The sequence below is a fragment of the Paenibacillus sp. FSL H3-0321 genome (assembly GCF_038002865.1).
In the GTDB taxonomy this organism is placed as follows: domain Bacteria; phylum Bacillota; class Bacilli; order Paenibacillales; family Paenibacillaceae; genus Paenibacillus_AQ.
On sequence record NZ_JBBODH010000001.1, the window covers coordinates 901,862 to 926,710 of the forward strand.

At 50.4% G+C, this 24,849-nt stretch carries 17 protein-coding genes; 2 read left to right on the forward strand and 15 right to left on the reverse strand.

The genetic code is table 11. The features are described from left to right. Nucleotides 1-78 precede the first annotated feature (78 nt). The 3 genes from MHI45_RS03830 to MHI45_RS03840 form a co-directional block, all read right to left on the reverse strand. Nucleotides 79-1,986, reverse strand: a complete 1,908-nt coding sequence (locus tag MHI45_RS03830) for a M56 family metallopeptidase (protein WP_076109436.1) — start codon at nucleotides 1,984-1,986, stop codon at nucleotides 79-81. Then, the gene (locus MHI45_RS03835) at nucleotides 1,983-2,351 is read right to left on the reverse strand and encodes a BlaI/MecI/CopY family transcriptional regulator (protein WP_306080814.1); all 369 of its coding nucleotides are present in this window, start codon (nucleotides 2,349-2,351) and stop codon (nucleotides 1,983-1,985) included. Before MHI45_RS03835 ends, MHI45_RS03830 begins: the two co-directional genes overlap by 4 nt. 225 nt (nucleotides 2,352-2,576) lie before the next feature. Then, the gene (locus MHI45_RS03840) at nucleotides 2,577-4,688 is read right to left on the reverse strand and encodes a glycoside hydrolase family 52 protein (RefSeq protein ID WP_076109435.1); all 2,112 of its coding nucleotides are present in this window, start codon (nucleotides 4,686-4,688) and stop codon (nucleotides 2,577-2,579) included. A 176-nt stretch (nucleotides 4,689-4,864) separates the two neighbouring features. On the opposite strand from MHI45_RS03840, the gene MHI45_RS03845 reads away from it, so the two are divergent. Then, the gene (locus MHI45_RS03845; protein WP_076109434.1) at nucleotides 4,865-5,794 is read left to right on the forward strand and encodes an AraC family transcriptional regulator; all 930 of its coding nucleotides are present in this window, start codon (nucleotides 4,865-4,867) and stop codon (nucleotides 5,792-5,794) included. A gap of 115 nt (nucleotides 5,795-5,909) precedes the next feature. On the opposite strand, the gene MHI45_RS03850 is transcribed toward MHI45_RS03845, so the two are convergent. The 6 genes from MHI45_RS03850 to MHI45_RS03875 form a co-directional block, all read right to left on the reverse strand. Continuing rightward, entirely contained in the window at nucleotides 5,910-6,746 is an 837-nt protein-coding gene (locus MHI45_RS03850; RefSeq protein ID WP_076109433.1) for a carbohydrate ABC transporter permease, read from the reverse strand. Between the two features lies 1 nt (nucleotide 6,747). Further along, entirely contained in the window at nucleotides 6,748-7,680 is a 933-nt protein-coding gene (locus tag MHI45_RS03855; RefSeq protein ID WP_052092152.1) for a carbohydrate ABC transporter permease, read from the reverse strand. An 84-nt stretch (nucleotides 7,681-7,764) separates the two neighbouring features. Then, complete coding sequence (locus MHI45_RS03860) at nucleotides 7,765-9,120, reverse strand: ABC transporter substrate-binding protein (protein WP_256718037.1); 1,356 nt, start codon at nucleotides 9,118-9,120, stop codon at nucleotides 7,765-7,767. A gap of 369 nt (nucleotides 9,121-9,489) precedes the next feature. Continuing rightward, a complete protein-coding gene (locus tag MHI45_RS03865) occupies nucleotides 9,490-10,836 on the reverse strand; it encodes an ABC transporter substrate-binding protein (RefSeq protein ID WP_076109432.1) in 1,347 nt (448 codons plus the stop codon). Between the two features lie 31 nt (nucleotides 10,837-10,867). After that, entirely contained in the window at nucleotides 10,868-12,616 is a 1,749-nt protein-coding gene (locus MHI45_RS03870) for a cache domain-containing sensor histidine kinase (RefSeq protein ID WP_083675490.1), read from the reverse strand. Nucleotides 12,617-12,649: 33 nt separating this feature from the next. Continuing rightward, on the reverse strand, nucleotides 12,650-14,248 hold the full coding sequence (locus MHI45_RS03875; RefSeq protein WP_076109430.1) for a response regulator: 1,599 nt from the start codon (nucleotides 14,246-14,248) through the stop codon (nucleotides 12,650-12,652). A 372-nt stretch (nucleotides 14,249-14,620) separates the two neighbouring features. Between MHI45_RS03875 and MHI45_RS03880 the strand changes: the two genes are divergently transcribed. Then, the gene (locus tag MHI45_RS03880) at nucleotides 14,621-15,367 is read left to right on the forward strand and encodes a YdcF family protein (protein WP_076109574.1); all 747 of its coding nucleotides are present in this window, start codon (nucleotides 14,621-14,623) and stop codon (nucleotides 15,365-15,367) included. 61 nt (nucleotides 15,368-15,428) lie between these two features. Here MHI45_RS03880 and ybaK read toward each other — a convergent pair whose 3' ends face one another. The 6 genes from ybaK to MHI45_RS03910 form a co-directional block, all read right to left on the reverse strand. Further along, entirely contained in the window at nucleotides 15,429-15,902 is a 474-nt protein-coding gene (gene ybaK / locus MHI45_RS03885) for a Cys-tRNA(Pro) deacylase (protein WP_076109429.1), read from the reverse strand. A 971-nt stretch (nucleotides 15,903-16,873) separates the two neighbouring features. After that, nucleotides 16,874-18,661 carry a glycoside hydrolase family 36 protein gene (locus MHI45_RS03890; protein ID WP_341118900.1) on the reverse strand — a complete coding sequence of 596 codons (1,788 nt, stop codon included), beginning with the start codon at nucleotides 18,659-18,661 and terminating at the stop codon, nucleotides 16,874-16,876. 42 nt (nucleotides 18,662-18,703) lie between these two features. After that, nucleotides 18,704-20,458 (reverse strand): sensor histidine kinase, encoded by a 1,755-nt coding sequence (locus tag MHI45_RS03895; RefSeq protein WP_341118901.1) that lies wholly within the window; start codon nucleotides 20,456-20,458, stop codon nucleotides 18,704-18,706. Continuing rightward, nucleotides 20,421-21,995 carry a response regulator gene (locus MHI45_RS03900; protein ID WP_340897851.1) on the reverse strand — a complete coding sequence of 525 codons (1,575 nt, stop codon included), beginning with the start codon at nucleotides 21,993-21,995 and terminating at the stop codon, nucleotides 20,421-20,423. The genes MHI45_RS03895 and MHI45_RS03900 overlap by 38 nt, the downstream gene beginning before the upstream one ends. Before the next feature lie 140 nt (nucleotides 21,996-22,135). Beyond that, nucleotides 22,136-23,764 (reverse strand): extracellular solute-binding protein, encoded by a 1,629-nt coding sequence (locus MHI45_RS03905; RefSeq protein WP_341119144.1) that lies wholly within the window; start codon nucleotides 23,762-23,764, stop codon nucleotides 22,136-22,138. A 108-nt stretch (nucleotides 23,765-23,872) separates the two neighbouring features. After that, a complete protein-coding gene (locus tag MHI45_RS03910; RefSeq protein WP_341118902.1) occupies nucleotides 23,873-24,775 on the reverse strand; it encodes a carbohydrate ABC transporter permease in 903 nt (300 codons plus the stop codon). Nucleotides 24,776-24,849 lie beyond the last annotated feature (74 nt).

Below are 24,849 nucleotides of genomic sequence, written 5' to 3' on the forward strand. Positions count from 1 at the left end.
TGAGAATGAAGCATGTGACCATAGAAAACGCCTTGCTCTCCCTAAGAGGACAAGGCGTTTTGTATTGATACGTACAGTTTATTTATGCTGAGTATTCGCTTCATTGATCAGTTTTTCAGCTTCTATTGGAGTTAACTTTCCAGCTTTCACCTGTCTTTCGCAATAAAGCTTTATTGCAGCCAGCAATTCTTCTTTGGTGTCATAGGGCCCGATGTCTGATGTATTTCCGTTGTCATCGGAAATTGTCATTCCGTGTGCTGAAGATACCTCTATTTCTTTAGGGTTATACGACAATATCACGTCATCTTTTCCGTCCACCGATTTTGAGACCTTCACTCCCTTCTTAATATCCTCCAATATTCCTTCATACATGGCTATGGCCTCATTAACCTTCTCGGGGGTCCATTCATACCAGCCGTCGGTCGGGTTCCAGCCTTTTCCGCCGATGATGGATTGCAGCGATTTCTTTTCTTCCGCAAGCCATGCTTTATATTCTTCATAGGTCCACCATACAACTTTTGGCGTCGGATTCGCTTGTTCATATGCTTCTTCACTCATCCACGTTTTCCCGTCATCGTTGCTGATTTGAACTGCGCCAGTTTCATCGCTATAGGAATAAGCAGCACCAGACGACTGCCCCATTGTGCCAGACTGGCCCTCGGAATTATCCGAATAAGCGAAGTCTTCATTGTCCGCAATACCGAGTTCCTTTCTTTTCTCAGCGAACTCTTTCTGCAAAGCTTTCTTCTCGGCTGTTGTCTTGCTGAACTCTTCCGGGCTCCGTTTTTCGATTCCGGCCAGCTTGCCATTCTTATAGACTGCATATACATCCACAGTTCCATCCATCATAGACTGGCCGACTCCGGCCTGTTCATCAAAGAAATCACGGACTTCTTCATTTTGATACATTAATTCGTGGCTTTTTGCATCGTAGACCAGACCGTAGGGTTCATAAACCGCCAGCGAATTCTCTTCAAAACCACTGCCAGAAACCGGCTTAGCAGCACTGGTTGCAAAAGCAGTGACTGTACCCGCAATCAGCAGCAATGCCGCTGCAGATCCAAAAACTGTCGTTTTTTTCATTTTCATAATCGCAATGATCCTCTCTTCAATTGAATTTTTACTGAAGCTGTTGAATAACGGAGTCACCTTGCTTTTCTTCTCCTCCATCCCAATCAGCGTCATAGCATAAGCCGCTTTTACGGGTTCCCCAAATGTCCGCACGACGGTTTCATCACAGGAGAGTTCAATATCACGGTTGACCAGGATATACATCACCCAGACCATTGGATTGAACCAGTGCAGGCACAAGGCAAATGTCAACACCAGCTTTGTCAGAGCATCAAAGCGCCGGATATGCACAAATTCATGGGTGAAAATATACCGCAGCCTCGTTTCATCGGTCCAATCCATATCTTTAGGCATGAGTACTACAGGGTGGAGAATGCCATACGTCAACGGCGCCTTAATTTGATCCGATTGCCTGATTTGTACCTGCCGGCGCAGGGGATGTTCCTGCAGCCAACGGGCGGTGAAATCATTTCCGACCGGCAGAGAGGTTTGAAACTCCCTGCGGCATTTAATATAAGTCACGATAAAAAACAGGGCAAAGACACACATCCCTAGCAGCCCAATGATGACAAGAGGTGAGATGGATGCTGATGTCGATCCCGATGACGCGACATTTCCAATTGACTCCGCTGTCCCTGAAAAATTCACGGTATGTAAGATACTTGATGCTTCCGCAGGAGGCGGAGTTGAGGATGTTGTCCTAAATACCCGCTCCAGCTTCTCTAAACCTGTGTAGAAGCTGAAGGGAGACGGGATCGAGAACGGAATAAGCAAGCGGCAGAGCACCACGCCCCAAAGTACGAGAAACGTTTTCTTCGGGAGCTTATGCAAGGTTAGCGCACGAACAACCACAATCGCAATAATGAGTACAGCCGCGGTCAGGCTCATTTGAAAAACGTCCATCAGCCAGCTCATTTCAATTGCTCCACAAGCTGCTTGAGTCTTGCGATCTCCTTAGCGGTTAGATTCTTCGTGTTCAAAAGAGAAGCAAACAGCATCTCGGTGGAGCCGTCAAAGACCTTGTTTATCAATTCAGCCGTTTCTTGTTCCTGTACCTGCTCTTTAGAGAGAATAGCCCGGCAGAGAAAATTAGGTTCAAGCCGTTCTATGGCACCCTTGTCGATACATTTCTTGATCACAGTGTAGGTGGTGTTCTTGTTCCAGCCCACCTGCTCACTCAGGACTTCAGCAAGCTGCTTGGCGGTTATAGTCCCTTCCTTCCATAAGACATCCATGACCTTGAGCTCAGAGTCAAAAAGTTTAATTTGAATATGGATCATCTCCTTTCAGACTATTGCAATAGTTTGTAAGTCCATACTACTACGATAGTCTGCACATTTCAAGACTACTGCAGTAGTTTTTGGAAATTTTATTTTTCTTACAGGAATTCCGTATCTCAAAATGACTAAAAAGCGGTCCCCGGTCATGAGCTAACCGGAGGAACCGCTTATTCTGGTATTCCCTATATCAAGTACTCGCCTTGCGCTTGTGCTGGAGCACTCTGCTTAGTGTTCATCCAGCCACAGGATAGCTGTTACCCCGCGAGGATAATATTTGCTGCCGGTAATTTCCCCGGAGATAATCTGGTCGCTCCAGCTCCAGATGGAAAGCTGCGGATGCGTGAGCCATTCCACATGCGTCCGGTCCGCTTCCCGGCCGGCTTCATTCCATTCCAGCCCGAGAATTTGTCTGGCGATAAATTGGCAGAGATACACTTTGCTCAGCCAGCTGTTGTTGCTGGTAGAGGAGATTTTCCAGCCGCCGTTCTCGAACAGGCAGACACCCTGCACAAGAACCGCCTCCAGATGCCGCTCTAATGCCGCGATATAAGCGCCGAACCGGCCTCCGCGTTCCAGTGCTTCCTTGCAGCCTGTGAAATACGGGAAGACCAGACCTTCAATCGCCGGGATGATCTTCGAATCATTCCCTTCCCCAATCACTGCCGGGATATAACCCTCTTCTGTCACGCTGGCAACAATCGTTGCTGCGCAGCGTTCCGCTTGAGCTCCGGCTGTTTCTGACAGTACTGTGTTTCCATTCTCCCGGAAAATCTTCTCCATGGCCAGATAAGCCGCCCAGCACTTCCCGGCAAGATAGATGTTGTTGCGGGCCTGGCCAAGCGAAACATCCAGGCTGTCATAGGTGGTAATTTCGGCACCGCCCATTGTGCGCGAGCTGTCGAGGCCCATAACTCCGTTTCTCTGCTCCGGGTCCGGATGATCGCGGTTCAGCATACTTTGCAGGCAGCTCTCCAGCACGGTCAGATTCCGCTCCATCCAGGAAAGATCGCCTGTATGCTCCAGGTAAACGGCCGACGTAAGAACCCAGTTGACCAGCTGTTCATGAGTCATATGCGAGAAGCAGCCGTCAATGCCGTACATCTCATAGGCGGAATAACCGGGACGTGATACAGCATTTGCCACCCCCATATCATGGGTAAAGCTGAGGCCTCCAGGGTACTCCGTTTGGTCGCCAGGGAAGCGGACCGTATCGACGTAGCTGAATCTGTCTACGAACATATCCAGCTCGTTGCGCACCGTCCATGGATTCATCTTCAGTTCATAGAACAGCTGATCGACGGTAAGGTCGAAGGTGTTCATCATCCGGTATTCGCCTTCATTTACGATCCAGAACGGCTTGCCCTTGTAGTCCAGCAGCTGCGTCGAGCCGTAATAGCTGCGGATAGCGTGAGCCAGCATAAAGGTCTGATCCCTGCTAAGGCCTGTATTTTCCAGCAGGCTGTTCGCCTGCAGCGCCTGCTGCTTCAATTCATCAAAATGCGACAACGCATATTCCGCCACGGACTCCACATTGCTGAAATAGCGGTTGTAGTAATAGGAAGCATCCATACCGGAGGTAACGTAACCTGACCGGTGGAAGCTGACAGCGAAACGGTAGGTCTTCCGGACGCCAGGCGGAACATCCATAACAAGCGCTCCTACCCGGCCAAGGCCAAAGGTCCAATTCTCCTCCAGCTCTGACAGCAGAATATCCTCCAATTTAAAATGCATGGCCGACCTTGCCGTTCCCTGCTCTGCGGCAATCGCCACAAATCTTCCTTGCCCGACACCGGCAAGCTCTGCAGAGCAATCATCCAGTCTTCTCATCGCACTATAGGGATCGTTGCCCTGGAAGCCAAAGAATGCACGCCGCTCAATTTCACCGGCAGTGTTATCTACTTCAAATTCCACCAGCAGTGCCGGCAGCAAAATCCCCTTCAACTCTTCTTCCGAAGCCGTCTCCGGGTCCGGCACGGACCGCACCGGCGAATAAATGCGGAAGGTCAAATCACCGGCCTGCCAGCTGTCTGTAGTCAGCTTGAAATCCCGGACAATTTCCCCGTCTGCAAACGGAAAGAGGATCCGCGGCTTAGACGGTTTAGGATCCGGATTCTCGATATCGTAGCGCTTGCTCTCATCCTCTCCGTCATGCTCGTGAAACGGCAGCGTATCAAAGCCGCTGCCGTCCTTCCGCTGCAGTCCGATAAATATATTCTGTCTGGGCGGCTTCCCGGCTTCCAAATCAAAGCCGCCTCCAGCCCCCTTAAATCCTAATGTAAAGCTGGCAAAAGAGCCGATCGGTGAATGATGGGCGTTAAAAAACTGATTCTGCGGCATATCGTAAAAACACTCCCTCCAGGCTGATTCCCGGCGGCGGCCGGGCTCTATCTCTATGTTATCTATGCCGCCCTGGGTGCGACAGGGCCAAAGCCGCCTATTATTTGGGCAAATCAATCGCCTGGAGCATGCTATGCTATAATAAACCCATATTCTATTCGAAAATGAGGATGGCAATGAAGTCAAATGATCCCGGCATTCAACATTCCCTGGACGGCCGGATGTCACCGGACATCCAGGCAGCTTTTCATATTTTTGCCGCCCACTGGCGCAAAGTAAATACGCAGTGGCAGTATCCAGTACATACCCACCCAATGTTTGAAATCAATGTAGTTCTGCAGGGCAGGCAGCAAATGACGGTCGGCGGCCGCGCTTACGTTCAGGAAAGCGGAGATATTCTATTCATCCGCCCCGGCGTGCAGCATTCCAGCCTCGGCGCGGATTCCGGTAACGAAATGACTTATTTCTGCCTGCATTTTGATATTGATGATCTGATTCTGCGGCGTTCCCTAATGACGATGGATACGGTAAGTCTCAGCGGGAGCAGCCCGGAGCTGCGGTCTATCCGTTCCGCGCTGGACATTATCATCAGCAGGGTGATTCTCTCCGAAGCCAGCGATTCGCAGTTGAACCGGTTAATGATACTGAACGCCTCATTGCAGCTATTCACCGCACTCAGCGGCTGGGTCTTGGCCGAAATGCCTGTTGTTTCTGGAAGCGCACTTCCGGGAGTCACGGAGAATACCGTTGCCCTGGCGAATGCCATCGAAGGCCTGCTGCAGGAATCCGTCTTCACGGCAGAAGCTACAGGCAGCCGTGGCGACGGTATTGAAGGCATTGCAGCGCAGCTGGGTTATAGCCCGAATCACTGCAACCGGGCCTTCCGTCAGATCTACGGGATGTCTCCGAGACAATATCTCTCCGATCTGATTATCCGCCATGCCAAGCTGCAGCTGCTTGACAACAGCCTGTCCGTCGAAGCGATTGCCCATCGGCTCGGTTACCGCGACGTCTCCCATTTCAGCAAACAATTTAAGCGCTGGACCGGCCTGCCTCCAATGGGCTACCGCAGGCTTACAGCTGATCCAGAGCTGTCAGACGATTAAATTAAGCTAAACATCAGGGGTTGAAAGTGAAAGGTTAAGCCCGGCAGTGTATATATAAAAATGCAGCAAGGCCGCCCCCTGTGATCTAGGGGCAGCCTCAACTATATATTTATGCTTAACCTTTGGTAGCACCTGCGGCGATGCCTTTTACAAAATACTTTTGCAGCGATACAAAGACAATCAGCACAGGCACAACGGACATCGCTGTTCCGGCAAAAATCATATCCCAGCGGGAGGAAAATTCACCGATATAGCGGTAGATTTCCACGACCATCGTTTTGGCTTCGCCTGAAGGAAGCACGAGCATCGGCAGCAGGAAATCATTCCAGATTCCCAGACCGTTAAGCACAACCATGCTTGCCGTAACCGGTCCCATAAGCGGGAAGACAATTTTCCAGAAGATTCCGTAACGGGAGCAGCCGTCAATCTCTGCCGCTTCCTCAATTTCCTGCGGAATGCCTTTGACAAAGCTGGTGTAGAGCAGGCAGCCAAAGCCGACAGCCCCGGCAACATAGACCAGAATCGGACCGGCAAGACTTCCGTACAGTCCAAACATTCTCAGCTCTTTGAACAAAGGGATCATGTAAGCCTGAAACGGAATCATCATCCCGGCCAGGAAATACAGGAACATAAATTTGGTCCAGCGGACATTTCTGCGTTCGATGGCGTAACCCGCCATAGGAATGATCAAGACCTGAGCAACAATCGAAACCAGTGTTAGAATCAGACTGTTCAGGATCGCCCGGGGAAATTCGGTTTCTGTGAGCAGGTATTTAAAGCTGTCCAGATATAATCCCTTAGGGAACGCGATGGCGTCCCTCATAATTTCGGCGTTGCTTTTAAAGGCGGACATCAGGTTAAAGAAGATCGGGAAAAAGAAAATGATCGCCAGCAGCAGCGTTACAATAAACAGGGAAATCTCCCAGAGTCTTTTTTTCGCATGAATCGTCATTTTACATCTGCACCTCACGTTTCCGGAGGAATTTAACCTGGATGACCGTAATAATCATTATGATCAGGAACAGCACCATTGCTAGCGCCGTACCAAAGCCCTGCCTTAGTTCGCCAAAGCCGACTTTATAAATAATATAGGTCAATGTCTCGGTATCAAAGCCGGGGCCCCCATCGGTCATTACTGCAATCTGATCAAAAATTTTCAGCGCACTGATCATGGAGAGCACCATACATACGGTCATCGATCCGGCTAACAGCGGGAACGTAATGTGGCGGAATTGCTGCCAGCCGTTCGCACCGTCAATGCTCGCCGCTTCATTCAGCTCAGCAGGAATGCCTTGCAGCCCCGCCAGATAGATGATCATGTAATACCCCGCGCCTTTCCACACCGTGGACAAAATGATCGAAATCATCGCATACTTCGGATTCCCGAGCCAGTCTACCATCCAGCTTCCCAGCCCGACACTATCCAGAATCTGATTAAACACACCAAAGTTATAGTTCAAAATCATGGCCCAGACAAACCCCATTACAATCCCGCTGAGCAGAGTAGGGAAATAAAAAATACTTCTGAACAGATTGCGGAACCAGCGCACTTTATCTACAAGAATGGCCAAGGCAATAGCGGCGATATTCTCCAGCACTACCAGGCTGACCGTCATGAGCAAAGTATTCTTCAGCGCGTTGTGAACGCGGGGGCTATGCCAGATTTCCACAAAGTTAGCGAACCCGATGTACCTCACATCTTCGCTGATGCCATCCCATGAGGTGAAGCTTAAATATATACTTCCTACAGTAGGAACAATAACGAACAATGTATAAATCAAAAATGATGGCAAAATAAACATGAACGCGTAGGACTGCCACTTCTTCTTTTTCTTCGGAACGGCTGCCGCCAGCGGCTTGTCTGCTCTCTCTATTGCTGTAGCCATAGTTACTCTCCCTCCCGGAGATGCGCCGGTAAAGAGGAGTGGTTCACCTTGAACGAAGGCACTCCTCTTCCGGACGCTCTTTCTTTACTGTTGGTTAGCCTTCACTTGTGCATCGTATTCGGTATCGGCTTGTTTCATATAACTAGCTACATCTTCATCATTCACAACTAAATCCTGCAGCAATTTATAGTACCAGTTGCGGAACTGCGGCGGAATCTGGTTATCCCCCCACCAGTTGTTGATCGCCAGGGATTTGGTAACATTAGGATCAGCAATCAAATCCAGGGCTATCTTCATTTGCTCGCCCGTCTCGTAGGTTACCTTCTCTTTTGTGGATGGAATGGCATTGACGCTGGCCAGATACGGTGAATATTGTTCAGGTGCAAAGAAGTACCGGATAAAGTCTTTAATGGCTTGTGTTTTGTCGGCGTCTTTGGCGGCTTCAGCGGACAGAGACCAGCCGGCAGGTGACGGAAGGCCAATTACGTTCACTTTGCCTTCGCGGTCAGGAATCGCATAGAACCCGAAATCGAAGTTTGGATCGGCCTCTTTAATTTGCGAGAACATCCATGTGCCGGAGTAGAGCTGAGCGGCTTTGCCGGAGACCAGAATAGATGCCGTCTGGTTGTCACCGGTGCTTAGCCAGCCCTTGTCGACGTAATTCTTGAACAGGTCTTTAAAATCCGTCATGGCCTGAACCACATTGGCATCCGTAAAGCTGACTGTTTTGGCCGTACGTTTGGAGTTCCAGTCCGGGTCCTTTGAATATACATCGTCAATCAGGAATTTATTCACCCAGAAGCCCATGTGGAAAATATCCTTACCGCCAACCACCAGCGGGGTGATTCCGCCAGATTTCAGCTTCTCCTGGATCGCCAGGAACTCATCATAGGTTTTGGGGAGTTCAGTAATTCCGGCATCGGAATAAGCTTTTTTGCTGTAAATAATGCCTTGTGGCACGTTGACGGACAGCGGAGCATTCCAGACCTTGCCTTCTACCTGCGGAGGATTATCGAATAAATCCAGCAGGTCGGTTGGCAGCTCAACAATCTTACCGGCATCGGCAAATACCTCGGTATCACGCATTTCCACCAAATCCGGGAATTCGCCTACCGCATCTTTGGTCTTCAGCCAATCGAGATAAGCGGCAGAGGTCGTTTCGCTAAGATCTTTAATCTTCACATTCGGATTAGCTGCCATAAAGGCTTTGACCGTATTGGCAATCGCCTGTTTCGTTGCAGGGTCACCGGCGGCGTAACCGATGGTGAAACTAACCTCTTTCTTCGTATCTGCCGCTGCCGCGCTCGGAGCATTGGATGCCGCTGTCTTATCACCGGTATTGGCATTTCCGTTATTATTGTTGTTGCTGCCGCAAGCCGACAGGATAGCCGTAGCAGCAAGCAGCATCACAGACAGCTTTGTCATTGTTTTTGTAATCATCTGTAGAACAACCCCCTAAAATTTTGTTAGCATCACTACGGGAAAACACTTCGTACCTTCGTACAAAACGGAGTATGAATTTTGGGAACACTGCTGTGGAACCGTAAGTTGGTTACTGACTGGAAACTGGGGTTTGATGTGCGCATCATCTTTTCGAAAGCGTTTCCTTGCTACTAGCATAGCACCCGCCTATTCGGGTTAGAATGAAGTTTCTTAAGGCTCATGTGCGGTAAATTTAAGAGAAAACCCAAGCAGAAGTGGTTGGGCATTCTCAAAAAGTACAAAAAAACGGAGGTCCGGGGACCTCCGTCTGTATAAAAAGGCTACTTTATCATCAAGTTTCTTCAAGAGACTTACCCCTCACTAAGGCTAGTTTTCCTTTACCTGTCTGTCGTATTCTGCATCCACTAGCTTCATATAATCCCTTACACTACCACCCTTCACTATCATATCCTGCAACAGCTTGTAGTACCAGTTGCGGAACTGCTGAGGAATAAGGTTGCTGCCCCACCAGTTGTTGATCTTCAGTGACTTGGTCACCTTCGGATCCTTGATCAGGTCCAGCGCTGCCTTCATTTGTTCACCCGTATTGTAGGTAATCTTGTCTGTGGTAGAGGGAATCACGTTCAGCCGGGCCAGGAAGCTGGAATATTGTTCCGGGGCAAAGAAAAACCGGATAAAGTCTTTAATCGCCTCTCTTTTGTCAGGGTCACCTGCAGCTTCCGCCGACAAGGACCAGCCTGAGGGAGACGGCAGTCCCACAACATTTATGTTGCCTTCACGGTCAGGCACAGCATAAAAGCCGTATTCGAAGCTTGGATCGGCTTCCTCTATCTGCGAGAACATCCAGGTTCCGGAGAAAAGCTGCGCCGCCTTGCCGGATACGAGAATGGAAGCCGTCTGGTTATCTCCGGTGCTGAGCCAGTCTTTATTCACATAATTAGTGAACAGATCCTTAAAATCACTCATCGCCTGAATCACATTATCATCCGTGAAGCTGACGATTCCCGCAGTACGCTTGGAGTTCCAGTCCGGGTCCTTGGCGTACACCTCATCAATCAGAAATTTATTCACCCAGAAGCCCATGTGGAATATATCCTTACCGCCGACAACCAGGGGAGTAATGCCGCTCGATTTCAGCTTTTCCTGGCTGTCCAGAAATTCATCGTAAGTTGTCGGCAGCTCGGTAATCCCGGCAGCGGCATAGGCTTTTTTACTATAGATAATCCCTTCTGGCACGTTTATGAAAAGCGGTGCGTTCCAGACCTTGCCGTCTACCAGCGGCGGGTGATCGAACAGCTCCACTAAATCGGACGGCAGCGGGACAATTTTGTCGGCAGCAGCAAAGGCTTCGGTATCGCGCATTTCAACCAAATCCGGAAACTCGCCCACCGCATCCTTGATTTTCAGCCAATCCAGGTAAGCGTTTGAGGACATCTCGGCCACATCATTGATCATCACATCGGGATGAAGCTGCATGTAGCTTTTGATCGCCGCCGCAATGGCCTGTCTGGTTGCCGGGTCGCCGGCTGCATAAGCGATGCTGAATTGAACCTTTTTCCCGCTGTCTGCTTCAATATCGTCAGCTCCTGTAACGTCAGCCCCATGATTCGCAGAATTACCGTTATAGCCACGATTACTTTCACAAGCTGTTAGTATGCCGGTGGTCATTAGCAGCAGTAAAGACAGCAGGGTAAACATTTTTTTGCAGAACATAAGCAGTGACCTCCCGGGTTATAATGTGGGATTATTCGCTAATCGGAAACAGCAGTGTAATGGAGGTTCCGATATGCTCGCGGCTGCTGACGGACAACCCGTACGCCTCACCGAAGCTGGAACGGATCCGCTCATGCACATTTTTCAAACCAACATTTTTGCTGGGGGCCTCGGCGTCATTCAATGATTGGGTAATACGCGCCAGTTCTTCCCTGCTCATGCCGATACCATCATCGTACACGGTGACCGCAAGGACATTCCCCCGACGTTCCACCGTGATGCCTACCTTACCTTTCCCTTTAAGCCGCAGGCCGTGCTGAACCGCATTCTCCACAATGGGCTGCAGTGAAAGTTTCAGTATCGGCCAGTCCATCTGAATGTCAGCAGCGATGTCCAGATGAAGCTCATACCGGTTCTCAAAACGGACGGAAATAATATAAAAGTAATTCTGCAAATGCTCCAGCTCACTGCCAAGACTTACACGGTCTTCCCCGTAATCAATGACATATTTCAGCTGGTTGGAGAGAGCAAGAATCATATCGGCCACTTCCCCGGCTTCCTTGTCCACCGCATTCATACGGATAACTTCAAGCGTGTTATATAGATAATGAGGGCGGATTTGGCTTTTCAGCGCATTCAGCTCTGTTTGCTTCTGCTTGATCTGGGCCACGTACGCCTCATCAATATAGACCTGCAGCCGCTCCACCATCCGGTTGAATCCATGCGCCAGCCGGCCCATTTCATCATTGGTATTCACGCTGACCTGAATGTCCAGCTTGCCCGATTCCACCACCGTCATCTGCTTTATGAGTTCACGGATCGGAGCGGCAAGCCTGCGGGAAAACCAGACCCCCATAATAATCATTACAAAGGCACAGATCAGAATGGCGATGTACACGGTGGTTCTGGCTGACAGAAGCTGTTCGAACAAGCTGCCCCGGTGGATCTTGGCGATAAGCTTCCCCTGCAAAAAAGGGATATCCTCGCTGAGGATAATCATTTCATTGTTCTGCTTATCTGGCTGTGCGATGATGCCTGAAGTCTCTTTTTGATTGCTGAAATAAATTCTGCCTTCACCGTCCAGCAAATACAGTTCATCCTTCTCCCCAAGATTCAGCTCTCTGAAGAACTGCTGGAACAATGCGGTATCAATATCGAGAAAAAGCGTTCCTACAACCTTCGGTTCTTTGGCCACACGCCCTGAGGTATCAATCAGACTGCGCCCGATGGTGAACACTTGTCTTTGCGACTGGAAGAAATAATTATCTATATGTGTGGGGAAGATTTCCACCTTCGAGGGGTTCTCTTCCATCTTCGCCAGCCATGCCGGGATTGGGACCGGTTCACCGGACAACGAGCGGTTCTCTTTCTCCTGGGAATAAATCTTGCCGTCAGACTGGCGGACAAATTGTACTCCTGTAATATAAGGATCGCTGAATAGCAGCGTCTTCAGAAAGGAGTCGATCGGAATGGTGTTGATCTGCTCCCGCTCATTGACATTGGTCGCCTGGTTCTGTGTATAGCTCTCAATAAAACCTTCATAACGGCCGGTATACATCAGCTTGGAGGTTTCATTATATTGATTAAATGCGGTATTCAGATTGTAGCTCATGTACAGAACCATCTGCTGCAAATTACTGGTAGTATAGCGCTCCACATAGCCGGAGAAGGTCTTCACGGAGAAGAAGCTGAGTGCAAGCAGCGGTATCAGCCCGACCAATAAAAAGGAAGCGGAAAATTTCACGAAAATGCTCTTGGATCTGCGTCCCCAGATCAGCACGAACACCCCTCTTTTCTCTAAGAAAAATGTCTGTTAATTTCTGAGTGAATGTTTATATTCCTGCGGCAGCTTGCCGTATTTCTTCTTGAACATATCACTGAAATGCCGGGCATTATTATAGCCCACCAGCTCGGCAATTTCATACACCATCAGGTCACTCTGCAGCAGCAGGCGCAGTGCATGGCCCATTCTGACTTCTGTGAGATAGGATTTAAAATTTTGCCCGGTATGCTTTTTGAAGAAACTGCTGAAATAATACGGATTCATATAAACCAGTGACGCTGTTGACTCCAGAGTGATGTTCTCCGCATAATGCTCTTCCACATAAGCCTTCACCTGCATGAGCTGGGGCATCTCTTTCCCGCCCGCCTTACAGGCCAGCTGGTCATACATTTTATTGACGACATCCTCAAATGCCTGCTGCAGCTCAGCATAGGTTGGCGCATCGGTCAATTTCTCCAGCAGCGGCTTGTCGTCCTGAACCAGCAGCCCGGCGTCCACACCGTAGTCGGCAAGCTCCTGCTCCAGCTGAATAATGGCATTGTAGATATGGGAAACCGCCTGATTCCGGCTGTCTCCCGACAGAAGCTGTACCGCTTCCTGCAGTTTCCCGGAGCTTGCAGCAAGCTGCTCCTTATCCAGCGATTTAAGCGCTTCCGAAAGTGAACCTTGTAGGGAGATCAATTCGGATAATGGGAACGAGGTTTCCTGGCGCTCCGCAATATCCGGGATAACCCGGTTTAATCCGCCAAAATATCGGGCCTTGAGGCCTTTGAGCGCACTGCGGTAAGATTCCACCGCCTCTTCGACGCCACTCACGGACTTGCCGACACCGATAGACACCTGCAGCTTCAGAAAGCTGTTGATCTTGTGGTGAAGATCTTCCATCAACCGCTGCGGCTCCCCTTCATGCTCGTGTTGAAGCAGAATCCCGAAGCGTTCTCCTTTGCGGAACACATAATCACTGCCCGCCTCTTCTACGGTTTCCTTAATAATGTTGGACAACGCGAATTCTACCAGCTTGCGTTCGCGTTCCTCCCAGCGGGTGGGCATCCCGCTGTATTCGTCAATCTCGACGACACATACGGTGGCATAACGGCTGATGGCTATATTGCCCATGCGGGCCAGTGCCGCCGCCGCTCCTTTGCTGCCATCGGTAATCTGTTCGAGTAATTCTTCAATGGTCACGGAATGATTCTTCCGTTCATAGGATTTGAGCATTTCCTTGTTCCGCTCTTCTTCCGTTTCCTGGCGGATTACAGCGACGGCTCTGCTCACGACCTGCTCCAGCTGGCCGGTGTTCACCGGCTTCACCAGATAATCAAGAGCCCCGTACTGCAGGGCTTGCCGCGCATACGAAAACTCCTGATAGGCGCTGATAAACACCACCTTGATCGGAAGCCCGGACTCATGAATATCGCGTATAATATCAATTCCGGTAAATCCCGGCATGCTGATGTCGCTAATTACAAGATCGGGGTTGCAGGCAGCTATCATTGATTTCAGCTCAATGCCGTCACGCGCTTCTCCGACAATATCCAGACCAAGCGCATCCCAGGAAATAAGCTTCTTGAGCCCGCGCAGGATTACCGGTTCATCATCCGCCAGCAGCACCCGAATATTTCTGTTCATCGCTTTCCCTCCGCTTGTATGTTCGTTCGTTAGTTCCCATCTTAGCAGACTAGCTTCCCCTATTATACAGTGTCATTATAACCATATTGATCCACCTATACTTTACCACGGAAGGAAGGAATGCCGGGTGCCGCTTTTTTAACAGATAAGCGCAGTTTTTTAAGAAATATGTGTATGTGCACTTCAAAATCTGCCTATTGCAAATGCCTGTTCGAACATGGGATTATAGGGGAACCTTTATCATCTTAGTCACATATTCAAAAAGGGGCTCGGCGAGGCATCATCCTTCTGCCTTAAGCATCTATATGGAGAGCTTACGTGGTACAATACAGCTATAGAGTATACATATAAAGGGAACGGAGGTTGATCCTGCTGATCTATATTATTAAATTCGTCTACAGCTTCATTCTGCCGCCGGGTCTGTTTGTACTGTTGTTCGCCGCGGTAGCCGTGTGGTTATGGCGAAAAAACCGCCGCCCCGCCCTGGTGCTGCTGGGCATCACGCTGCTGCTCTATCTGTCCATGACCAGCCTGGTTGCCGATCCGTTAATCGGCAGTCTGGAGCGAAAATATGACCAGCCAAACACCGTTGACGGCGATGTTATTGTGGTGCTGGGCGGCGGCGCTTCCTCCGGCAACCGGGATCTTGACGGTGAAGGCAACCTGCTGGGACCGGCGGCGAACCGGCTGCTGACCGCCGCGCGGCTGTACCGCGAGACCGGGCTGCCGATTCTATTCTCCGGCGGACAGGTCTATGCCGATAGCGGGAATGAAGCAGACATCGCCAAACGCCAGTTAATCGGGTTAGGAATCCCCGAGGCTGATGTACTGGCGGAGAACCAGTCGCTGAACACAGAGCAAAATGCTGTAAATACGGCTGCGCTGATGAAGGCTCACGGCTTTAGCCGTCCCGTGCTTGTAACCTCAGGCTTTCATATGCCACGTGCCATGCTGGAGTTTGAACATGCCAGGCTGTCTCCGCTGGCCTTTCCCACTGATTACATTGCCAGCCGGGAATCTTCCTTCTATCTAGGCAAGTTCTCCCCTTCCCCCGGTTCAGCGGAGAACACCGGAATCGCGCTGAAGGAATACTTGGGGATACTGGCAGCGCATTTTTAAGAGCAGACACAAAAAAGCAGTGGCCCAAGCTTCCCCGGGCCGCTGCTTTTTCTGCTTCATTCTATTTAATCAAATCGCCATACTTCGCATTGACCATTCCGGCGAGTTCATCCGGTGCAAGCTCAATCTGCATGCCGATCTTGCCGCCACTAACCGCTATGGTCTCCAGTCCCTCCGCGCTTTGCTCGATATAGGTCGGATACAGCTTTTTCATCCCGACCGGCGAACAGCCGCCCCGGACATAACCGGTCCATTTCAGCAGATCCTTCAGCGGAAGCATTTCAATCTTCTTCTCACCCGCAGCTCTTGCGGCTTTCTTCAGATCGAGCTCTTCGGCAACCGGAATGACAAACACATACAGGTTTGCTCCGCTATGCGAGACCAGCGTCTTAAAGACGGTTTCCGGCGGTCTGCCAGTCTTCTCCGCTACCGCAGTTCCGTGGATAGCCCCGTCCTCATTATCATAGGTATGTATTTCATAGCCAATTCCCTTGGCATCTAGCATCCGCATGGCATTCGTTTTGGTTATTTGCATCCTTCATCAGCCTTTCCGGCAGCCCCTCATAGCTACCGAGTTTTTGCAGCGTAGTTGCTTCTATTTATTATATCATGGACATTTACTTCATCAACTTCATCAACCTATTAACTTCATCAACTTCATCAATGACTTCGAACATTAACAACACCAATTGTCAAAAACACCAAAACAGATAAGGTCCAACCTGTAAAAATCATCCACCACCCAATCAAAACTGCTTATACATTTGTAGCGGGAATACCTCCCGCTAATTATGTATATATCCTTCTTCTGAACAATGTAGCGGGAATCCGTACCGCTAATATTGATGAATATTCAAATTCTATTGTTATAAGATTTATTAGCAGGCGAAATTCCCGCTAGTTACTTCAATCAGATTGTTCGGTTTTACCTAGCGTTAACTTTTCCCGTTAAAAAGCTCGGTAGCGATACCCGAGCAGTATGTTTTGAAGCGATAAAGTCTGTGCCTGAAGGCCAATACGGGCTCTTCGAAAGCTATCTATTGTACAGATATACAAACCATAGACATCATAACTCAATGCTTAAATGTGTTATGAGACAGTAGTTTGATGTTATACAACCGCTCATCGCATGCCTGCCTCCCAACCGCCTCCGTATAACAAAAAACCGCTGCCCAGCTACAAAGGGCTGTGCCAGCGGCTTCTACACTCTTTCCACTACATCGCTTGGATCAAGGCAACCACACTCATTCCACCACTCCAGCTGGATCACAGCATCCACGCTCATTCCACTACTCCAGCTGGATCAAGGCAACCACGCTCATTCCACCACTCCAGCTGGACCACAGCATCCACGCTCATTCCACCACATCGACTGGATCACAGCATCCGCGCTCATTCCACTACATCGACTGGATCGGCAGCATCTACGCTCATTCCACCGCATTGATTCGATCAGCGGTTATAATACGCTTCTATCCCTATGGACTGTACCGGTGTACTTGCTCGTCATTCCGCCAAAATGGCACGAATCGTGATAACCCCTGCCGCCGGAACCTCCATGGCGTAAACCCCGTTGTTCCAAGCCATTGATTGTATCGAAACCACGTTTCCCTGGCAATCCCGGATAATGACCTCACGCTGACCGGATTCCCGGTCCAGTTCCACTACGATACGGGAGAGCAAGGTACCGTTTATAATCAAAACCAGATCTGGCAGGTCCCCGCTCAAGGGAATAACCGTATCCTGATAGGCAGCCATTGCCCACTTCTGAGGCGTGCGGGCAATGACCAGCGGATACAGCAGTTCGGGATGGTGCGGTTCAAGAGATCCGTCTAGCAGCACATCCCGATGCTCGCGCCAGAATGACAGCCAAAAGGCCAGCATCTCCAAATGCGGCTGCGGAAGCCGGTCCAGCCGGACAGAAATCTGCGGAACGGAAAACAGCACATTGATAAACTGCAGCGCGGCATTTGCCGCAGACTCCTGCGGATGCCACATCAGCATATCGGCATGAGCCGCAGTGCCGCCGCAGATCAGGCGGATATCCAGTGTTTTGATCCGGTTCTGCAGAGCATCATTCGGGCAGTCGCCGGCACGGAACATATTGCCGTATTTGCGCATCAGCGGTCCGATATAATTTTGGCGGAATTCAATCATAATCTCCGGTTTCAGCTGCCTCAGGCGGGAGATCACGCCGCTGAGCAGCATATCAACGGCTTCCGGCACAGAATAGGTGTCCCGTCCGCCCCCGTTCTGCGCTTGAGCATCCAGGGTCTGTACCGCATAAAAGCTATCTACAAAGTCGAGCTTAAAGCCATCAAGATCCCAGTCCACCAGCGCCTGTTCATAGATGGAGGTCAGGTAAGCCCGCACTTCCGGATAGCGCGGATCGACAACTCCAGCGCCAAAGCCATCGTCGTAATACAGCAGCTTGTCACCGAAGGTCTGCCAAGCCTCACTATGCTTGCCGATGAATGGCACGGCATACCACAGCATGTATTTCAGTCCCAGCTCATGGACCACGGCTACATGGGCTTTCATATCCGGTATTTTGCCGGAACTAATTCGCCAGTCTCCGCAATAGGCATAACCTCTTGCCTCATCCGCGGTCTGCCATCCGTCGTCTACGATAACCGCCTTGCAGCCCAGTTCTGCCGCAATTCTACACTCGGCTTCTATCTCTGCTGCCGTCAGCTGCTGATGAAAGCTGTACCAGGTAGAGTACATCGGCTCTTTGGCAACATCCGGCACCGATGACGGCTTGTTTCCTTGAAGGCCAGCCCACCACTCTGCCACCCCTGCCAGCGCTTCATAATAAGGGATGCTGCGGGAATCCAGACGCAGGACAGCCTCATAATCTGTAAACGGAGAGCACGGCTCCGTGAACAGCGTCACAGCACAATGGAAGCAAGCCGTCTCCTCATGTAGACCCGCATGCAGCCGCAGCGGATGCAGGACATCTGAGCAGGCGAAGCTCAGGACATTGTTACCCATGTTGCCGTACAGACATACAACTGGCGCAGAAGAGGTGGACCTCGAAGCGAAACCTTCGAGCCAGTCGGGAAACAATTCTCTGCTGCGTCCGGCTGCAGGATGCCATAAGCCTTGAACATCCAGCGCGGGACAGCTCCAGCGCAGTGAAAGTGCAGTGGGAACTGCCGGAACGGGAGATTGCAGCGTTAGACGGACATATTGCAGGCCGTCTTCCCCGCTCTCAAGAGCAAGTGAAGTATAGAATCCGTCAGCATGGCCATCCAGTGTAATTTCATAACAATCCGTGGTAATGGTCTTCAATGAAATCCGAACTCCTTCATAGCGGATGAGCCCGTCAGGGGGCTACATCCGGCAGGGAATGGTGATCTGTATACAGGTGCCGATTCCAGACCGGCTGGCGATGGCTACGCCATACCCGTTCCCTCCATGCAGCTTAATCCGGGAATCGACATTGCGGATGCCGTAGCCGATCCGGGGTCCTTCCGTTGCCAGAATCTGCTCTATGGTGTCAGCGTTCATGCCCACACCATTATCAATAATTTTGAATACAATGTCCGTTTCCCGCTTCTCCACGACAAGCCGGATTCCGATCGTACTTCCGAACCAGGCATGCTCTAGCGCATTCTCAAGCATCGGCTGCAAAATCAGCTTGACGGTCATATAATCCAGCGCCGCAGGATCAATATCGTAATAGACGGACAGCCGGTTGCCGTATTTGATGCACTGAATAGCAATATAGGCTTTGGCATGTTCAATTTCCTTGCCGACCGTAGTGAGAATTTCCCCGCGGTTCAAGGAGAGCCGGTAGAATTTCGCCAATTCCTGAACGAGAATATGCAGCTTCTGAATATCTCCGAATTGTGCCAGACGGCTGATCGAGGACAAGGTATTATATAGAAAATGGGGATTGATCTGCGCCTGGAGCGATTCCAGCTCCGCTTCTTTTTTCTGGAGACCGGCAACATAATTTTTGTGGATCAGCTCTTCGATATTGCTGCCCATCCGGTTAAACGCTGCAGCAATCTGTGCCAGTTCATCGTTGCCTTTATAATGGATTCTTTTCTGGAAGTCGCCATCGCGAAAAGCATTCAGTGAACCTACAATTTTTTGGATTCGCCGCGAAAAATAACTGGAAACACCAATACCCAGGAAAGCCAGCACAAAAGCGCTAATCAGGCAGACGATCAATGTCATCCTCCGCACGTTATTCGCACTTTCGTCGAACAGGCTGTTCGGAATGTAGGCCCGCAGCTCCCAGCCCAGGCCGTCCAGCGGTTCACTCAGCAGCAGCCGGTTTCCGGTCCGGGAACCCTTCAATCCCTCCGCTTCCGGGGCTGATTCCAGCACCACGTTTCCGCTGCCGTCCAGCACCTCAAGAGTCGTGTACTCTCCAATCTTGTGGTAATCCACGGAGTCCAGCAGGTCGCTTATTTGGACGGTCACGCGAACCAGCCCGATGTTCTGCCCCCGATGGACATCGTCCAGCCGCTGCAGCAGCGAGATATTGCCATAGCTCTCATCGCGCAGAATCTGGCGCCAGATTCTTTGGTCCGCCATGCTACCGGAGAACTCCAATCCACGGTACCAGTCTGTCTCCTGTATCCGTTTCAGATGATAAATCTCATAACGTTTAATCGAAAGCAGCGGATTCTGATCAATATCTGTGTAGTATAATTCCGGAAGGGTATCGTTCTGGAGGTAAAGGGACAAGCCGATATTGCTGGCTGTGTAATTCAGAAGATTTTCAAGCGCCGGCATCAGTGTCTTCGTCATCGTCTCATAGCTGTACCATCCCTGCTCGTAACGGCGCAGAGCGCTCTGCAGACTATAATTGTAATACAGCATTTTGGAAATCCGTTCAACATCATCCGTGCGGTAACGAATATTGTCCCGTATCTGCTGCAGCGTGCCTTGTATATTTTCCCGTGTCTTCTCTCTAAGTGAGTTCACGGAATGCGCATAGGCGAACATCCCGACGGTAAGGACGGCAACCAGCAGACAGAGTACATAAGGTACAATCAGCTTATATCCAAAAGGCACATTCAGCATACGGCGCATGTTATAGATGCCTCCGGTAATCGCCCGGACTGACGCCATAATAATCCTTGAACTGCTTGCTGAAATGAGACAGATTCTTATATCCGACCTGGTGTGCAGCTTCATAGACCTTCAGCTTGGGATCTCCGAGCAGCAGCTTGACACGTTCCAGCCGCCTTATAGAGACATAATCGGAGAAATAAATGCCTGTCTCATCGTAGAAGATTTGACCCAGGTGATTAGGGGAGAACGAGAAGTGGATCGCCGCATCCCGCAGCATGACGTTATTTTCCAACTCCACCTCGATGTAGGCTTTAATTTCCTCGATAAGCTTGTATTTCTTGCCCTGCCGTTTCCGCTGAAGCCGTTCAGAGAGCTCGAACATCCGGCGGCGGAGCCAGGATTTCATATCCTGGGTTGTCTCAAATTGATATAAAATGCTGAGATGTTTTCTGTCCAGCCCCAGCAGAATATAAAAGTCCTCGTTAATCGTATGCAAAAAAGCATCCAGTTTGGAGACAATGTGCAGAAACAACTGGTAGATTTCCAGCTTGGTTTCCATTTTGCCGACCCATACGAACAGTTCCTCATTGCAATCGTCGACAGCGACCAGACGGTAAGAAGATACCGCCAGAAATAAAGACTGCAGAATATCATCCAGATCCTTCGCCGTGGCCGAGATCGGACCTTTGGCATCGGTATGGAGAATCAGCTTGCCCTTGCCCAGAAACAGCTTCAGTCCCAGCGCCTCTTTGGCCCGCCGGAAGGAGAGATGCAGCTTGGTAAGACTTGTCACAGGCGGACCAACCCCAATAGTCACTGTAAGCGGTGTCCCGCTGACCGCCATAGCAATCAGTCCCTGCAGCCGGCTGCTGTCCACCCGTTCTTCCACGATAAGGGCAAACCGGAACCGGTCCAGCCGGCAGAACTGTATCCGTTCCTGTGCACAAAATTGCTCGACCGCTGTCTCCAGCCTTTTCTCCATCTCCGCCTTGACTTCTTCCCCAAAGCCGTTTAGTTTCCAGGATAAATCATCCGGTTCAAGCAGCGCGGTGTACAGCACGGTCCGATGCCAGGTAATCCCAACCTGCTGCAGCAAGGGCAGCATCTTGTCTGCATCCGCCATGCCGTCATCCAGCAGCTGCATGAACAGCTCCCGCTTCAACAGGGGCTCCGAATCTGAGAAGCAGCGCTGCAAATGGGATTGCGCCTGTTCCCGGTCCAGAATGCCCCGCACCTCTTCAAGCGTCCTGCGCATATCTGCATCATCTACAGGCTTCAGAACATAGCCGGAAGCACTCATCGAAATCGCTTGCTTGGCATACTGAAAATCCTCATGGCCGCTGACAAAAATGATCTTCGGCTTTGGGTTAAGCTCCAGGGCAAGTGCTCTGCGGGCCAGCTCCATCCCCGACATGATCGGCATTCTGATATCAGTGACGATAATATCCACGGTTTGTGACCTCAGCACCTCCAGTGCTTCAAAGCCGCTGCTTGCGGCTGCGCAAACGTCCATGCCCAGGCTCTCCCAGTTCATGAAGCGCTGCAGTCCTTCCAAATCCAGCAGTTCATCGTCAACCAGCAGCACCTTGTACATATCATCCCATCCTTCAAATCTGTATAGATGAGCTTAACCCATACTCTGCCCGCAGTTCCTTATCCAACCTTACATTTTTTAGCAAAAAGGGTATACTTGGTTACAGTATACCCCACAGGTACAGCAGACTCTAGCGTTATTTATTTCATCTTGCTGAGGTTGTTTTGCCATCTTTCCGTCTGGAATTTAAGCAGCTTGCCGTAGCCGGCACGTTTAGCGTCCTCATTGGCTTTGCTTAAGAGGGAGTGCACTTCGTCATCGCTTTTGGCATACAGCGCTTTAGCAAAAACCTCCTGATAGATATCGTTGACAGCCGTCGCAATCGTTCCCTCTTCGGAATCCGGCAGCGGGTCCAGATTCGCAAACTCCGTAAAGTTCTTCGAAGTATTCCATGTGACTTTTTTCTGGGCCAATGTCGTCCAATTTTGTTTCTCTTCCGGCAGCTGCGCATCCATCAAAGCCTTGGTCTGATCAATGAAGGTGGTGTTGCCCACCCAATTGAAACGGCCGATTCTCTCCTTGTCTTTATCAGCCTGTGGAGTATTCAGCCCGGCCTCATTCTGAATCGGCACCCCATCAGCATCCGATTCATCCCAGTACAGGCCCTGGCGTCCAAAATTCAGGATACGCTGTCCCTCTTCACCCGTTACCCAGTCCAAATAGGAGAAGATCGCTTCCGGGTCCTTCGCTTTCTTCGTAATCACAAGCACATTCCAGCCGAGCGAGCTGTAATTGTTCGGAGTGATCTTCTTCGCGTCAAGCCCTGCCTTATGAATCGGCCAGATGATGTCGTACCCGGACTCCGGATCAAGGGTCCGCAGCGCGTTATTCGCATCCCGGCCCGGATTGACCACATCACCCTCCACGAATACAGCAACCCGGCCCGTCACAAGCTTCTCTGTCACTTGATTGCCCGTTTGTGTGAATGCATCCTGGGTGATCAGCTTCTCGCGGAACAGCTTGCTGGCGTACAGCATGTTCTCGGTGAATATCGGATCCTCAAAAATTGACTCCAGTGCATTTCCCACCGGATTCGCTTTAGGCAGATAAGGCTTATTCTCGGCAAAGCCGCCATACATCGTATCAATGCCCCGGCCCTTAGCCCCAATCTCCAGCGGGATCACATCACTGTATTTCTCCTTGACCTGCTTCAGGTAGGCATACAGGTCATCATAGGTTTCCAGCTTCGGGGAACCCAGCTCTTTATAAATCTTCCGGTTAATAATCCACCCGCCATTGCCATTGGGACTTGAGGTATACCAATTCGGGAACTGGTAAAGCTTGCCGTCGTCGGAGCGGAGCATGCCCAGCGTGGCTTCACCGGCATTATTTTTCAGATTCGGATATTGATCAAGGTATTCATCCAGCGCCACAAGCATTCCTGCCTGCCGCAAACGCTCCACATTGGCACCACGGTCCATCATAATAACATCCGGCAGACTGCCCGAGGCAATCATCGTGCTGAACTTGGTTTCTGCGGCACCGCTGGACTGGATGGGTGTCATATTTACCTTAAGGGTATCTCTAATCCAGGCGGTTGTGGAATCCTTGCCCCACGGCTCTGTAGTGTCCCAATCGTAATTGCTGTAGTAACTGAACGTGACCGGCTTTACGGTGCTTCCTACCGCTACGGCAGGCGCAGTATCAGTAGCTTTGGCAGTTTCCGCAGCAACAGGTTCTTTTGTCGGTTCAGCGGTGCTTTGAACAGCTGATTTGTTTCCTCCGCCACAACCCGACATCAGCAGCACCGAACACAACACAGCCGTCATTACCGGCAAGCTCTTGTTACGCTTCAAATGAGTAACCCCTCTCTAATGCTTACTATACGCACGCAAACTCTGAATCATAAGCAAACCATTCACTTCATATGAAGCCGCCTATTCCTTTAATGAACCGATCAGCACACCTTTGACAAAATATTTCTGCAGGAACGGATAGACCATAATTATCGGTAAGGTAGCCACCATGGTTGTGGCTATGATCAGTGATTTGGATGTGACCGATTTCATCAGCGCCAGCCGGTCCTGAGCCGCCGCATTGGCACCGATGGACTGCAGCTGATCCGTCACGATATTGGAATTCAAAATCTGCTTCAGCAGAGTTTGGATCGGAATGAGATTCGGATTATTGATATAAATACTGGCGGAGAACCAGTCATTCCAATGCCATACCGCCGTAAACAGTGACAGAGTAGCCACAACAGGTCCGGAAATCGGTAAAATAATCCGGATCAGCACACCGATGTGATTGCAGCCGTCAATCCGTGCCGACTCGGCCAGACCTGCGGGCAGCCCCAGAAAAAACGTCCGGAAAATAATCATGTTATATACGCTGATTAATCCGGGAATCACCAGTACCCAGAAGGTGTCCATCATGCCAAACTCGCGCAGCAGCAAGTAAGTTGGAATCAGTCCGCCGCTGAAATACATTGTAATGACGCAGAACACCATGAAAAATTTCCGGCCCATCAGCTCCTGCCTGGATAACCCGTAAGCCAGAATGGCTGTGAACAGCACCGACAGAATCGTCCCGGTTATTGTCCGCAGAACGGAGACCAGGAACGCCTGACTAATCCGGCTGTCATGGAACACCACTTCATAATTGTCGAGCGTCGGGCTGCGGGGCCAGAATGTAATGCCGCCAAACGCCGTATCCGCGCCCGTATTGAAGGAGATCACCAGTGAATTCCAGAAGGGATACAGGGTGACGAAGCCCAGCAGGATCAGCAGGAAATAGATGATCACTTGCAGCACTTTATCTCCCCGCGACAGCTTCATCATAACCTGTTCCCCGCTTTCCGATAGACTGTACCGATACTAGACCAAGTTTCCAAAAGCCCATTCGCCGTCCCTTT